Genomic DNA, 15700 nt, shown 5'->3' with positions numbered 1-15700 from the left:
GGTAAGGATATGAAGAAGAAAATACTTTTGATACAGCCTACGCCCTACGACCAGTACGGAAAGCTGGTCAAGAAGAAAAGACTGTATTTCGTGGGACTTGCCCTGCCTCTGCTGGCAGCTCTGACTCCCGATGATTTCGAGGTGGAGCTGTGCTACGAGACCATCGAGGACGTGCCCTTCGATACCGACGCCGAGCTTGTTGGCATAAGCAGCATGGGACACGCGGTAATGCGCACCATAGATATCGCAAAGCGGTTCCGCGAGCTGGGCAAGACCGTCATACTGGGAGGATATATGGTGTCCCTCATGCCCGAGGAGGCGCAGAAATACTGCGACGCGGTCATGATAGGCGACTCCGAGGAGACCTGGGGCGAAATGCTCAGGGACTACCTTGACGGCACACTGAAAAAGACCTACAGGAAAAAGCTGACAAAGCTGGAGACGCCCCTGCCGCGGTATGAGCTGATACTGAACAAGAAAATAGGCAATTTCCTGCCTGTTCAGGCGGGACGGGGCTGCCCCAAGACCTGTAGCTTCTGCTCCATATACTGCCTGTATCACGGTCAGTATCTGAAACGGAGCATCCCCGACGTCATAAGGGACATAAAGCGGGTAAAGGAGCTGGGCTTCAGGCAGTTCCTGCTGCTGGACGACAACCTTTTCTCCAACCGCGACTACGCTCTGGAGCTATGCGGCGAGATAAAGAAGCTGAAAATGAAGTGGATGACCCAGTGCTCCATAGATATATCCGGGGACGAGGAGCTGCTGACCGCCGTTGCCGACAGCGGCTGCTATGTGCTGAGCTTCGGGCTGGAGAGCATAAGCCGCGAAAGCCTTGTGGGTATGCAGAAGGCATGGGCTCACCCCGACAGGTACAGCGAGCAGCTTAAAATAATAAGAAAGCACGGCATAGACATATCCACGGAAATGGTGGTGGGAGCAGAGGGGGACACCCTCGAATCCATAAGGGCTACCGCGGATTTTGTGGAGCGCAATCATATTACCGTTCCGCGTTTCTATATCCTTACCCCCATTCCCGGCACCCAGTTCTATGACGAGATGAAGGAGCAGAACAGGATATACAACACGGATATGTATTCCTATAACTCCTGCGAGGCGGTACACTACCCGAAGAATATGACTCCCGAGGAGCTTACAAAGGCCTACTGGGAGCTGTACAACAGGGTGTACTCCTACAGGTGCATACTGAAACGCACCATATTCACCGCCAACTTCTTCAGACGGCCGTTTACGGCGCTGTTCTACTTCGGAGTGAACCTGTTCTACAGGAAGCATATAAAGCACGGCATAGTACCGAATATAGTATAAGATACGCCGCAGGGACTGAAAAACAGTTTCTGCGGCGCAATTTTTGACTGAAATAGCAATAATTGTATTTTTTCGGTAAAATATCCACCTGTTCTTTATCAGGTGGGTTGAACTTTGTGGAACAATCATGTATAATTGTAAAAAATAGATAAATATAGAACGGGAATCCAAAAACTTTTAGAAGGAGGTTATTGAATGAGGGATCACTTGATCAGACGGACTACGGGTGTGGCTGCGGCGCTTTGCGTGTTTTTGCAGTCCGCCCCCGCCGCCGTCACGCAGCTGACCGCAGATGCGGCACTGCAAAACTATTCAAACGCTCTGGTGTCCAGTCAGGGAAAGACAGATAGGGACGCGGTCATCAGAGGCACGGGAGCCGCGGTGATACATGACAGCACCCTCGGCTCTGATGTTCTCGCCCTCAGCGGCGGAAGCTTCGGCGGAGGCTGGCTCCAGCTGCCTGCAATGTTTGAAAGCGGCTGTGACAAGGGCTTCAGCTTTTCCATGAAGTTCTGCCTCGGCAGCGGAGCAGAGGACTACACGAGACTTTTCCAGTTCTCGCCCGTACCCTTCGGAGCAGGCTCGGCGCCAAGCTATTCTTCCCCCGATATCTCGGTGGATCTGAAGGACGGGAAGTCCTACCGCGCCAGCATATTTGCAGGAAACGGCGCCACTACGGAGAACGACGGCAGGCACAGGGCCATATTCGACCTGAATACTGCCCGTGACAGCGGCAAATGGCATGAGCTGACGGCGGTATATTCCGCTGACAGCGCAGATTTCTACATGGACGGCAAGCTACTGTCAACAGGGGAAAACGAGAACCTTGCCGACACCATGAGCAGCCTTTTCGGCGAGGGCGTGCTGCCCTCCTACACATACAATTCCATAGGACATTCCGTGTATTCGGATCATGATATAAACGCCCGTGTGGATGATGTGGCGTTTTACGGCTATGCGCTTACAGCGGCGCAGGCTGCGGCGCTTCCCGATGATCCGCTTTATCTCTACACCTTCGAGGAGGACACTGTCAGGGAGGGCGACCCTGCCCCTGTGCAGGAGAACAACACTGCTCCCGACGGAACTCCTCTCAGCAGCGTTCCCGAGCTGGAGACCTCTTCTCCCGACGGTTCGCTGACAGCAAAGTTCTGGACGGACGCAAGGGGAAGCTATTACTATTCGGTGCAGAAGCAGAGTCAGGGCTCATGGAGCACTGTCATCGAGCCTTCAAAGCTGGGACTTGTCACTACTGCCGAGGATCTTTCGTCGGGCTTTTCGCAGACGGCTCCCGCAGCTGTGACCACGGAGCATGACGAGACCTACTCTATGCCATACGGCAAGCACAGGATCATACGCGATCACTGCAACGAGCTTTCGTTCCCGCTGAAGAAAGGCAATTCCACTCTTACGGTTTACTTCAGGATATACGATGACGGCATGGGCTTCAGATACGCCCTCGATCACGGTGCCACCATAAAGGAAGAGACCAGCCAGGTGATGTTCCCCGATAAGAGCAGATTCTGGGGCAACTGGCCCAACAACACATACGAATGGGACATGGTGGAGCTGCCAAAAGACCGCTCCAACGAGACGAGCTCCACATATTCCTGCCCTTATACAGGCGTTATCAACGACAGGTTCTGGGTCACTGTCACGGAGGCAAGCGTGTTCAACGAGGACACACCCTACTGTGCAGGCGCCCTGCAATTTGTGGGCAACTATCACCGCCTGCGCTACAAGGGCGGCGTGAAGGTAAGCTCCATATCTATGGGAAGCGCCTTCCACACACCCTGGAGAGCTGTGGTTATAGGCGATTCACTGGATCAGATGGCCTCCAGCGACCTGATACTCAATCTTAATCCGCCCTCGGTAATTGAGGACACAAGCTGGATAAAGCCCGGCAAGACCGCATGGTCATGGTGGAGCAGCGGCGGAGATTCTCCCGTTGAGTACCACACACAGAAGGATTATATCGACTTTGCTGCCGAAAACGGCTGGGACTTCGTATGTCTCGACTTCGGCTGGGCACTGTGGGACGACAGCGCCGCAAAGGTGAAGGAGCTCTGCGAATACGCTGCCGCAAGGGATATAGGCATCTACCTCTGGTACGGCGTTAACAATACAGGCCATTCGGGCTATAAGGACAGTGCGGGACATCCTGCATATCCCTATTATTCGCTGCTGGACGAGGAGACCATCGTCCGCGAGTTCAGGCGCATAAGAGAGCTGGGCGTAAGCGGCGTCAAGGTGGACTACTACGAGAGCGACACCCAGCAGACCATGAAGCAGATGAACCTCTGTGCGAAGATAGCTGCCGAAAATCACCTTATGGTGCTTTTCCACGGCTGTACCATTCCACGCGGAGAGAGCAGGACTTACCCCAATATCGTTTCATATGAGGCAGTGAACGGTACGGAATACTACAAGTGGGGCACAAGTCCGTCGCTGGCGAACAGAGTATCCTATACCTTTACAAGAAACGTGACAGGCTCGGCTGATTTTACTCCCACGGGCATACCCATATACGGAGTTAAGGCCACCGCAGGCTTTGCCCTTGCCGATACCGTCACCATAGAATCGGGCATACAGCACTTTGCACACTCGGTGTACACCTATCAGGGCAACGAGGCATTGCCCTTCCTCAATGATGTACCCGTGGCATGGGACGATATGAAGGTACTTGACGGCTATCCCATGCAGTTCAATGTTACAGCACGCAGAAACGGTAACGACTGGTATGTCGGAGCTTCCACCCTCTCGGCAAGAACGGTGAGCGTAAAGCTCTCGCAGCTCATAAGCGACGACGATACCTATACCGCATATATATTCGGCGATAACGCCGACGGAAGCAGAATTGAAGTGACTGTCCTCGAGGATCTTACCAGGGACAGCGTTATAGACAGAAAGCTCCTTGCAAACGGCGGCTTTGCCATGAAGATCACAAAGAATGGCATGAAGCTGACAACTCCCTACAGCAATTTCAGGTTCTATGAGGCAGAGAACGCAAAGCTTTCGGGAAAGGCTTCCGTGACCTCCGGCAAGGACGGCAAGTACAGCTCCGGCAGCGCCTATGTAGGCTATGTAGGCGGAGGAGCCGACAACTATGTCACCTTCGACAACGTCACTGTGGACAGGGCAGGAGAGTATAAGCTGAGGATATACTACGTTTCGGGCGAGAGAAGAAGCCTGAGCGTGGACGTGAACGGTTCAAAAGCCGTTACTCTCGACGGGCTTTACGCCAACAGGAACGACTGGTCGGGCATTGCGGCTGTGGATACCACAGTTACCCTGAAAGAGGGAAAGAATACGGTAAAGCTCTACAATAACAGCAGCTACGGCCCCTCCATAGACCGCATAGCAGTTGCTATCCCCTTCGAGGAGACAGAAGGCGACATAAATCTGGACGGAAAATTCAACGTCGCTGATCTTGTACTGATGCAGAAGTATCTGCTGAAGTCAGAGTTTTTCAGCAAGCAGCAGGCTGCTGCCGCTGACCTTAACAAGGACGGGATCGTGGACATATACGATCTTATCCGCATACGCAGAATGCTTATTGCATAATATAAAAGTGCTGCTCCGTGTACGGTATACCCCTCCGTATACGGAGCTTTTTTGTCTCTGCGGCCGCTTGATAATACTGCCGTGATATGATATAATATTGATATTACAATATGGGAGGAAAAACATGGCACCATTCATAATAGCAGGGATCGCAGTATGTATCGTAATGTTCATTATCATACGCACTGTCCGCAGCAGACAGGCGGTGGACTTCTATATCCGTCATTCATTCGGAGACGCGGAAAGAGTGAAAAACGACGTTCTCGACAGGCTCGACAGCATAGCCCTTTTCTACGAGAAGGAAAAAGAGAACTACAGCGACAGCGAACTTGTGGACGACATCACATGGGAAGACCTTGACATGAAATCGGTATTCTTCCGCGCAGATCACACCGACTGCTTTGCGGGGGAGCAGTACCTCTATTCCGCGCTCCATACCCTTGGCAGCCATGTTGCCCTAAGTGAGGAGACCATCAGCTTTTTTGACGGCAATGAGGCGAAGCGCAATGAAGTAAGGCGTGTACTCTACAGTATCGGCAAGCCCATAAGCTCATACTACTCAATAAACTCGGAGGAGGATATTAAGGACAGATATCTGCCGCGGCGGCATATCTATCCTGTTCTGCTTGCGGCGCTGATATTGTCGGGAGCTCTTGCGGCCGTACTGAGAAGTCCCGCCTTTGCGATGCTCTGTATCCTGATATATCTTGTAAATCTGGTAATATGTATCTTTACGAAGATAAGCTATTCAGGCAAGCTGGAGACCCTTTTCTGCACCGGCGTGACCATAAACGGAGCCTTCACCCTAAGTGAAAAGCTGCCGGAAATGTCGGGGAGCATTGCCGCTCCGCTTAAAAAGCTGAAAAAGGCGGCAAGGATAATCAGCTTTCTGAACATGGAGAGGTCAATGACAAGCTCCGATGACCTGCTTTCGTCTCTGCTTTCATATGTTACGGAGCCTCTCTTTATCAAGTATATACTTTATAACAAAGGCGTGTCGGAGCTTGCTGACAAGACAAAGGAGTACCTTGAGGTGTTCCGCTATGTGGGCGGCATAGACTGCTCCATTGCCGTTGCCTCGTTCAGAAGGAGCCTTTCACAGTTCTGCGTGCCTGAGATAAGAGAGGACAGGGTACTGGAGTTCAGAGGAGTATTTCACCCCATGCTTGCCGATCCCGTTGCAAATGACTTAATGCAGAGCCGCAGCGTTATCATCACGGGTTCCAACGCCTCGGGAAAGTCCACCTTCATAAAGGCGGTGGCCATAAACCTCATACTTGCCCAGACCATATGCACCTGCACGGCGGAGTATGCCTCTGTTCCGCGCTGCGGCGTCATCACCTCAATGGCTATCCGCGACGATCTGCTGTCTGGCGAGAGCTACTACATAAGGGAGATATAATATCTGAAGCGCATGGTGGAGCTCTCGGACGAGGGCAGGCTGCTGTTCCTTGCCATTGACGAGATACTCAAGGGCACCAACAATACCGAGCGTGTGGCAGCTTCCAAGGCTGTGCTGCGGTATTTCGCCGAAAGGAACTGTATGCTGATGATAGCCACCCACGATATGGAGATCGCAAGAGCCTTTGACGGCGAGTTCGACAATCATCATTTCTGCGAGACCCTTGAGGACGGGGAGATATCCTTCGACTATACCATACATGACGGCATGAGCCGTACAAGCAACGCCATAAGGCTGCTGAGCGTCATGGGATTTCCCGAGAAGATAGTCTCGGACGCCATGTCAGAGCTTCAATAATATAACATTTTGTGCCTGCTGTGGAAACGGCAGGCACTTTTTGTTTTCCCGTGTGGGCAGATTTTACAAAAAGATTCCACTCTGTTATTATGACCGTTTTTCATTTTTTGCGAAAAACAGGCGGAAGTGAAATATATATTTTTTCAATATATACGGATAAAAAATAAACATTTGATAATGAGCGGCAGATATGATAGAATCTTCTTTGTGACTGCTCGGACATAGTGTACCGGCTCCCTGCGAAACGGTTAAGCCGCTGAGTCGGGCGGCTCATGATCGGGGCATATAACAGAGTGTGCGTTCAGGGGACGCTGCCTGTCAGCCCTTTGTCACAGAAGGAGCGGTCTGCTCCGCAGCACAGTCACAGAGAATTATTCAGAAAGGTTTGATCCAATGAGTAAAAACATCAATCGTGTGATCGCCGCGGCACTGTCATCGGTGTTCGTGGGTCAGGCTCTGGTGTTCGGCGACGGCCGTTCCATCGGACCTCTTCACCCCGATTCCGTTGCCTATGCTGCCGACGCGGTAAAGGCGTGGAAAAACGAGAAGGAGCTTGCCGATGAGTTTGAGCAGATGGCCTCGGAGCTGGGCGGAGTGGATTATTTTGAGACCGCAGGTCCGAAGAATTCCGTGAAGTCCGCAAGGAAGGCACAGGCAAAGTCTGCCTCCGCAGATCCTTACGATGATATCGCACACGCCCTTACCATCAGGGGCAGCGTTGCTCTCGGCGAGGTGGCAGGAGCAGGCAGAGCAGACGATCCGCCCATTTTTATCCGTATATTCAACGGCAGCTGGGAGGAGCTCAAACATAAGACCGTTCATAACGGCGACAGCTACGAGATCACCATAGAGGAGGGCTATTCCGACGTATATCATGTAAAGTTCGAGTGCGACGGCTATCTGCCCTTCTATCTGAAGGATTTCGGCCTCGGTACATTTACGCTGGGTTCGGGGGGCTCCCATGATACGCTGACCCTTGTTCCCGGCGATACCACCAATAACCCCGACTGCGGAAATCAGTGGAGCGACGACTGGCTCAACGAGTACGACGCGGAGTATGTTGAGAGCTGTCTCGGCGCAATAAAGGGCGCAACAGACTCCAATCCCTTCCTTGACAGCGACGGCGACGGAGATGTATCCCAGGAGGAGCTGGACTACTGGCAGAGCTACTATATCGAGCTCGGTGACGAGAGCATAGAGGTGCCTGCAAATGCGGCCTCATACGATCTCAACTGCGACGGCATGATAAATACAAACGATGCGGCTGATTTCGACAAGTACGTTGACAATGTCATCACCAGCCTTCCCAATGCAAGGGACTTCAACGGCGACGGCGATGTGAACTACGATGACTGTGTGGCATACTGGAATTTCATCTTCGGCGAAAGCGGTGCAGAGCTCCTCCAGTGGTACGATCTGGACCTGAACCATGACGGAACGGTTGATTCCGACGATCAGAACAGCCTTGAATACTATGCGAATCTTCCGAAGCGCTCGGATAATTACTTCGAGTACATGGACAAGAACGCAGACGGCGTTATCGGCACCGACGACCTTGCGTGGTTCGAGGCTGCCTATACGGGAGATACAGGCTGCGACGGCGCTTTCAGAAAATACCTGAGAGTCGATGCAGGCGCATACTTCCCCTACAGCTTCAATCTTCACGACACAGACCTTGATATGAACGGCCATACCCTCTGCGTGAACGAGCATATGTCCTTCAATACGGATATGCCTCAGTTCTGGACAGGCGGCGTGGGCGCACGCCTTGACGTCAACGGCGGCGCTCTCATGATAGGTCGCAATCTGGTATTCAGGACGGCCTCTCCCGACGGCTGGGACACAAAGCCGGGACAGACTCTGGATATCAACGGCGGTACTGTGTTCGTAGGCGAGAACTTCGACTTCGGACAGGCTAACTGCTGCGATACTATCCTTATGACAAATGCAGCCGACGACCTCACCATATGCGGCAACTGGACTTACATCACAGATACCGATATGGAGGGCAAGTGGACAGCGGGCAAGATCCACTTCTACGGCGAGAACTGGAACGTAAACGAGGCTTCGGGCGACAAGTCCATCTACTCCTCGGGAACACACTCCATCGAGTTCTTCAATCCCAATGGTCATCAGACAGTCCTCTGGGCAAACACGGAGACATACATAGATGACGCAGGAAACACCTCCACAGGCAGGCGCTTCAACTTCGACTATGTTGACGAGAACGGCAACGGCCTCGGTGTTATCTTCCCTTACGGCTATTCACCCGACCTTTACTGGTTCAGACCCTGGTTCAGGACATCCGAGGACGAGCTCACTGCTTACCGCAAGGCATGGGAGGGTCCCGACGGCGTAAATGCCGCTACAGGAAACTTCAAGAAGTCCTTCGAGGATTACAGCATCACGGCTCCGGGTGTAGGCGCAGACTTCATACGTTCCTACAACTCCACAAATCCCGAGGAAGGCTCATTCGGTACAGGCTGGGAGTTCAACATCGACGTCAGCAGGATAGAGACTACTCCCTACAGCAGCTACATACAGGTAGTTCTTCCCGACGGCTCAAATACCACATTTGAGAAGCTTGGCGCAAACAGCTTCAGGTGTATCAACGCCCACAGCACTCTCGAGGAAGTACAGGTCGGCACAAAGTACGAGTACACACTGACCAACCCGGCACAGTGCAGATACCACTTCAATACCGACGGCCGTCTGGACGGGATCTTCGATCCCAACGGCAACAAAATGACTATCTCCGATATTGAGAACAACAAGAGGACAGTCACGGACTCCATCGGCAGAGAGTATTACATCTGGTACAACGGAAGCAGCGACCACAGAAGGATCACAAAGCTGGAGGATCCCTCCGCTCACAAGGAGGTCGTTTACGAGTACAACGACAAGAACCAGCTGAAGTCAGCTTCCAACGTCAAGGGCGCCAGGGAGTCATACTACTATGACGAGAACGGCAAGCTCAACAGGATAGTGAACTGCTTCAACGAGGTGATCCTCACAGTTGCATACGTTGACAACGGCAGGGTAGACAATACCGTAAACGAGCAGGGGCTCAAGCAGGTATTCGTATACGACAGGGAAAACTGCCAGACAGGTATGGAGGAATACGACGGAAGCAGGCTCCTCAAGAAGGTAACATACGATTACGATGAGGACTACGCTATCGTAGGAAACCACACAGTGGTTGACGGCGTCGAGTACGTTGACCGCTCGGAGTATTACAAGAACGCCGAGGGCAAGAACAAGTACGACGAGATAAAGAAGGCTACGGACGTTTCGGGCAATGTTACTGAGTACGAGTATGATTCCAACGGAAACATCACCAAGACCATCAACCCCGACGGCACCTATACCCTCACAAGATACAACGACAAGAATATGCCTGTCCTTGAGATTGACGAGGCAAAGGACATAACCATTTATGAGTATGACGCAAAGGGCGTCAATGTCATAAAGGAGAGCAGGAGCATCACACCTGTTGCAAATGCGTATGATATGGCAGCGGACAGCTTCGATCTCAGTACATTTGATCTCAGCGGCTATGCTGTCACCACATACGATTACTATGAGCACAGCGAGGATCAGGGAGCTGCTGTGGCTGGCCTTATCAGAGCTGTCACCGATCCCGAAGGCAATGTTACGGAGTATACCTATAATTCGCTGGGACTTGCAGAGACTACTGTCACAAAGGACAGCAGCGGAAATATCCTCGGCAAGCTCTCCTACACCTATAACGACGCCCTCCAGCCCTCGGAGATAAAGGAATACGTTGATATCGCAAACGACGTATACACAAGGACAGAGTACGAGTATGACCAGCTCAACAACGTAACCGGCATCCTCAGCTACGGTACCGGTACAGAGCCTGTCATCGCTGCATATGAGTATGACGCCCTCGGAAGAAAGACAGCCGAGTTTACTCCCAATTACGCAGCAGACAGGAGCGCAGGCTCCACCTATACCTACAACCGCGGCAACCTTCCCACAATGATAAAGGACGCCGCAGGCAATGTTTCATACTTCGAGTATGACGTTTACGGCAATCTTATACAGACCGTCAACCCCGACGGCACTATCAGCATCACAGAGTACGACGCTCTTCAGAGAGAGACCGCCACATATTTCAAGGACGGCGCTTCCTCACCCAGACAGATCATCACAAAGAACGAGTATGAGTACACCGACGCTGATTACCATATCTATACGTCTCTTGACGAGAGCTACACAAGACGTCTCCACGGACTCAGGGAGAGAAGCTACGCATATATCACTGCCGAAAAGCAGGTCATATCCGAGACTCTCCAGGACTTCAGAGGAAATACCGTTTCCGAGTCGGTAAACGGCAAGGTAAAGAAAACCAGCAGCTACTATGCAGACGGCTCACTTGCAAGAGAGACCGACGCTCTCGGCAATACCGTAAAGTATGAGTACGGCTTCCTCGGCGGTCTTACAAAGACCTATACCCCCTTCACAACAGATGAGGACGGAAATATCAGATATGCCGTATCGGAAGTACAGTACGACAAGAACGGCAACGTAACAAAGACTATCGATCCCGCAGGCGAGCAGGATTCCGACACCGAGAAGTTCCTCATCACCGAGAATAAGTACGACGGAGCAGGCAAGCTTATCGAGGTAAAGCTTGTTGATCCTCAGAGCAATTCCGAGAACATCACAAGATATACCTACGATAACGCAGGCAACGTGAAGAAGAGATACACAGGTCTCTCCTCGGAGAACGACACCGATTACCTCCTTACGGAGTATGAGTACGACGAGTACCTCAGAGCTGTAAGAACTACCGACAGCACAGGCTACAACTCGGGCACGACAGAATACGATCTCAACGGCAATGTTATCAGATCAACAGACCCCAACGGAAACATCACTGTAAATACTTACGACGCTCTTGACAGACTTGTAAGATCAGAGACCACAAACGGATCCGATCCCGACGATTCGGTAGTAACACAGTACCGTTTCGATAAGCTTGGCAGGAATATCCTCTCTCAGGTAGGAGACGCTGTTACAGTATACGAGTACGACAAGATGGGCCGTGTTGTCAGCGAGACAGACGGCAACGGCAACTTCAAGGGATACTTCTACACAGGTATCTCCGACTACGTTGCAAGAGCTGTAACAGGACAGAGACACCTCCTCATCTACTCCGATGCAGAGTATACATACGATGACGAGATGAGAGTTTCCTCTGTATCTGAGTCGGGAAGCGAGATCGTTTCATTTGAATACGACGCAAACGGCAACAGAAGCAAGGAGAGCCTTGCAAACGGCATAACGACAGAGTATGCCTATAACTGCATAAACGCTGTTGTTGATATCAGAAGCTTCAACGGCGAGAATGAGATCGCTTCGTCAACATACAAGTATTATCTTGACGGTTCAGACTCTTGCAAAACAGTATCTGAAAATGGTATAATAGAAAAGACTTCCTACGTCTACAACGGTTTCGGCCAGCTCACAGAGGAGAAGGTTGAAAACGGCGCTCTCGTCGATAAGTATGATTATACCTACGACGACTTCGGCAACCGTGTAAGAATGGCTGCAACAGGAACGGTAAACTCCGATACAGTTTATAATTACAATGACGCCGCAGGCAATTATACCGCACTTCTCCAGAGCGAGAAAAAGACAGGAGTAAACGAGGAGACTGATGAGGAAGTAACGGATATTACCGCTTACACCTACGATAACAACGGCAATCAGCTCTCAAAGATATCGAACGAGAAGACCGAGAACTTCACATATGACGTTCTTGATCAGCTCACAGGCTATACAGACGGTGAGAACACCGCAAGCTATACCTACAATGCAGACGGTCTCAGATCAACAAAGACCGTAAACGGACAGACTATCGCTCATGTATGGGACGGCAACCAGCAGATCATCGCAGATGTCAGCGAGGACGGCCCCTACTTTGCCGACTGCTATTTCTTCGGTGCAGGCATCACGGCAAAGTACAGCTTCGGCAGCGGTACAAAGACAGACTACAGCTATTACCGCAGGAATGCTCACGGTGACGTTGTAAGCATAACAGACAGCAGCGCAAATAACATCAGAACCTACAGATACGACGCTTTCGGCGTTGAGAAGAACCTCGACGAGAGCGATACCAACGTATTCAGGTACTGCGGTGAGTACTACGACGCTGAGTCTGATACTGTCTACCTCAGAGCAAGATACTATTCACCCGACAACGGAAGATTCCTTACCCGCGACAGCTACAGCGGTTCGGCAGGGGATCCCCTCAGCCTCAACCTCTATACCTACTGTCACAATAACCCCGTCCTCAACTTTGACCCCAGCGGACACTTCTCTATAAAGGGTGCGCTGAAGTCGGCAGGCAAGAAGATATGCAAAACTGCTTCAAAGGCAGGAAAGGCTATCAAGCAGTGGGGCAAGGACAGAGTCGATGACTGGAAAACAGGCATGGGCGTCCTCAAGGACAGCGGTCCTGCGGGACAGGTATTCGCAAGCTATTGCCAGGGCGTAGTTGATACTCTCGGTTCGCAGATCAGTGCCATAAGACATCCTGTTCAGACAGCCAAGTCCATCATAGGCGGAGTCAAGTCGTTTGTCAACGATCCTGTGGGCAGCGTCAAGAGCATGGTCAAGGAGAAGATCAACTCTGCTATCAGCCTGGCCAAGGATATCCATAACGGAGACTGGCAGAGCATAGCCAATAAGACGGCATACGCTCTCGGCGGAGCTTCGGTGGGTATTGCGGAAGGCGCTATCGGCAAGGTAGCAATGGCAAAGGCTCCCGCAGCTTTAGGTAAGGTAAAGTGTGCTATTACAGGCGGTTGCTTCGTTGCAGGCACTACCGTTGCAACTATTTTTGGCGGCAAGGCTATCGAGACAATCAGGCCCGGAGATATGGTTCTTGCTTCAGATCCCGAAACCGGCGAGACGGCATATAAGGAAGTCCTCGATACATATACCTATGTGAAGGATACTCTTGTATATGTAGATGTCAACGGCGAGACCATCGAAACTACCAAGGAGCACCCCTTCTGGGTAGAGGGACAGGGCTGGACAAAGGCTGAGTTCCTCGAGGCAGGAGATATGCTTCGCGACTCATGCGGCAATGCTAAGGCTATCCACAGCGTTGAGATAGTTCCGCTTCCCGTTGACCAGTATACCATCGTATACAACCTCAAGGTCGCTGACTTCCATACATATTATGTTTCGGATTCATACATTCTGGTACATAATACCTGCCCTGTTGACAAGCTTCCAAGGGTAGCTAAACCCGAAAAGCTTAAAAACGCTCTTTCCAATTATAAGACAAAGAAATGGAATATAGGCGGGAATGCTTATACCATGAATAAAAAGAGCATGAAGCATATCCTTGAAAGACATCATCCGAAGTTCTGGAACGGAAGCGTAAAAAGCAGTCAGAGCTTCTTCAGCAAGAAGCTGAAGATCTCGGATATTGATGACATAGCCAACAGGCTGATGCTCAGCAATGCAGATGAGGTTTCAAGGATAGGCCTGAAAATGGGTCGGATCAAAGGAAATGTAAACGGAGTAAATTATGTGCTCGGATTAAAGAAAGGACGAGTAGGTCAGCTTTATCCTGAATAATAAGGTGGATCTTTATGATTGAAATCAAGACTTTTTTGAAGTATAATGATGACTTTATAGATGTTGAAGACGAGAAAAAACTGAAAAATCTTTATGGAAGGATCGATGAGGATTATATTGAAGGAGCAATAACCATGAGTTACTGGTCTGAGGAAATAATCGGACTTCGGCACTGGGATCTTGTCGATCAGTTATGGGCATATATTATCACCATGCTGCATGACTGTCTGACAAACGGAAAAGCAGAATTCCTTTTTCCCGATCAGCCGTTAAAGGCGGGCATTGAACTGATAAAAAACGGAATGTGCCTGTTTACTGTCGGAAACGGAGCGGTGTCAAAAAGGTGCAGCATTCCTTTTAAAGAATTTGCGGAAAAAAGTCTTTGCGCATATAAGGATTTCGTTTATAAAATGAAGAATGATCTTGGTGTGCTTGTATATGCGGATCATGAACAGATATACAGCATATCGGAGGCATTAAGCAATTTATAATACCGAAGGTCGGACAACTGCCCGACCTTTTTTATTGACATTTTCTGCTACACGGTTTATAATAGAGACCTGTACAGATCTGAGACAAGGGAGGTATATATGCAATGGCATCAGTAAACGGACTTGCAGAGACTTTTGACAGTGAATCCGCGTTATATGACAAAATGCGTCCGGGGTATGCGGACGGGCTCTATCAGGCCATATTCGCCTATATTGACATAGGTGCGGACAGCCGTGTGGCTGAGGTGGGCAGCGGAAGCGGACAGGCTACAAAGCCGCTGCTGGACAGAGGCTGTAAGCTCACAGCCATAGAATGGGGCGGTAATCTTTCCGCGCTGCTGAAAGAGAAATACCGCGGGTATGACGGACTTGAAGTCATAACAGGCAGGTTTGAAGACGTAAAGACCGAAGAAAACGCCTATGATCTTGTGTTTTCGGCCACGGCCTTCCACTGGATCCCCGAGGAGACAGGCTATAGGAAGGTATATTCCATGCTCAGCCCCGGCGGAGCCTTTGCGCGTTTTGCAAATCACCCCTTCCCGTGCAGGGACAACAGTGCGCTTGCAGCGGATATAGAGAGGCTCTACGATGAATACTACTACCCTTACTATAAGAGGGAACGCGGCGCGTTTGCCGGGTATTCACAGGAGGAGGCCGAGGCCGTCGCGAAAATAGCAGGCAGATACGGCTTTGAGGATATACGCTGCCGCCTTTTCAGACGGGAGCGCAGCTTTACGGCAGATGAATACCTGCTGCTGCTGAGTACCTATTCCGACCACATTGCCATTGAAAAGACCGTCAGGGGCAAGTTCTTCGCTGGGATAAGAGAAGCCATAAACGCTCACGGCGGCATATTGACCATATCCGATACCATGGATCTTCAGCTTGCAAGAAAGCCCTGAAATACACAAGGAAAAGCTCCCGTCAGCATATACTGCTT

The 15700-nt window shown here is 50.9% G+C and carries 5 protein-coding genes and 1 pseudogene; all 6 read left to right on the top strand.

Translation table 11 applies throughout. The features are described 5' to 3' along the window. Positions 1 to 9 precede the first annotated feature (9 nt). The 6 genes and pseudogenes from Q0Y65_RS04945 to Q0Y65_RS04920 all read left to right on the top strand — a co-directional run bounded on the left by Q0Y65_RS04945 (position 10) and on the right by Q0Y65_RS04920 (position 15662). Positions 10 to 1329 carry a radical SAM protein gene (locus tag Q0Y65_RS04945; protein ID WP_297957830.1) on the top strand — a complete coding sequence of 440 codons (1320 nt, stop codon included), beginning with the start codon at positions 10 to 12 and terminating at the stop codon, positions 1327 to 1329. Positions 1330 to 1524: 195 nt separating this feature from the next. Further along, entirely contained in the window at positions 1525 to 4890 is a 3366-nt protein-coding gene (locus Q0Y65_RS04940) for a glycoside hydrolase family 97 catalytic domain-containing protein (RefSeq protein WP_297957828.1), read from the top strand. Positions 4891 to 5014: 124 nt separating this feature from the next. Continuing rightward, a pseudogene (locus Q0Y65_RS15740) lies at positions 5015 to 6649 on the top strand (DNA mismatch repair protein MutS). 393 nt (positions 6650 to 7042) lie between these two features. Beyond that, complete coding sequence (locus Q0Y65_RS04930; RefSeq protein WP_297957826.1) at positions 7043 to 14269, top strand: polymorphic toxin-type HINT domain-containing protein; 7227 nt, start codon at positions 7043 to 7045, stop codon at positions 14267 to 14269. 14 nt (positions 14270 to 14283) lie between these two features. After that, complete coding sequence (locus Q0Y65_RS04925) at positions 14284 to 14760, top strand: hypothetical protein (RefSeq protein WP_297957824.1); 477 nt, start codon at positions 14284 to 14286, stop codon at positions 14758 to 14760. A 104-nt stretch (positions 14761 to 14864) separates the two neighbouring features. Then, positions 14865 to 15662 carry a trans-aconitate 2-methyltransferase gene (locus Q0Y65_RS04920; RefSeq protein ID WP_297957822.1) on the top strand — a complete coding sequence of 266 codons (798 nt, stop codon included), beginning with the start codon at positions 14865 to 14867 and terminating at the stop codon, positions 15660 to 15662. Positions 15663 to 15700 lie beyond the last annotated feature (38 nt).

This window comes from uncultured Ruminococcus sp. (genome assembly GCF_947301925.1).
Classification (GTDB): domain Bacteria; phylum Bacillota; class Clostridia; order Oscillospirales; family Ruminococcaceae; genus Ruminococcus.
The sequence above is the reverse complement of the archived record's forward strand: the minus strand, read 5'-3'. Positions and strand labels throughout refer to the sequence as shown.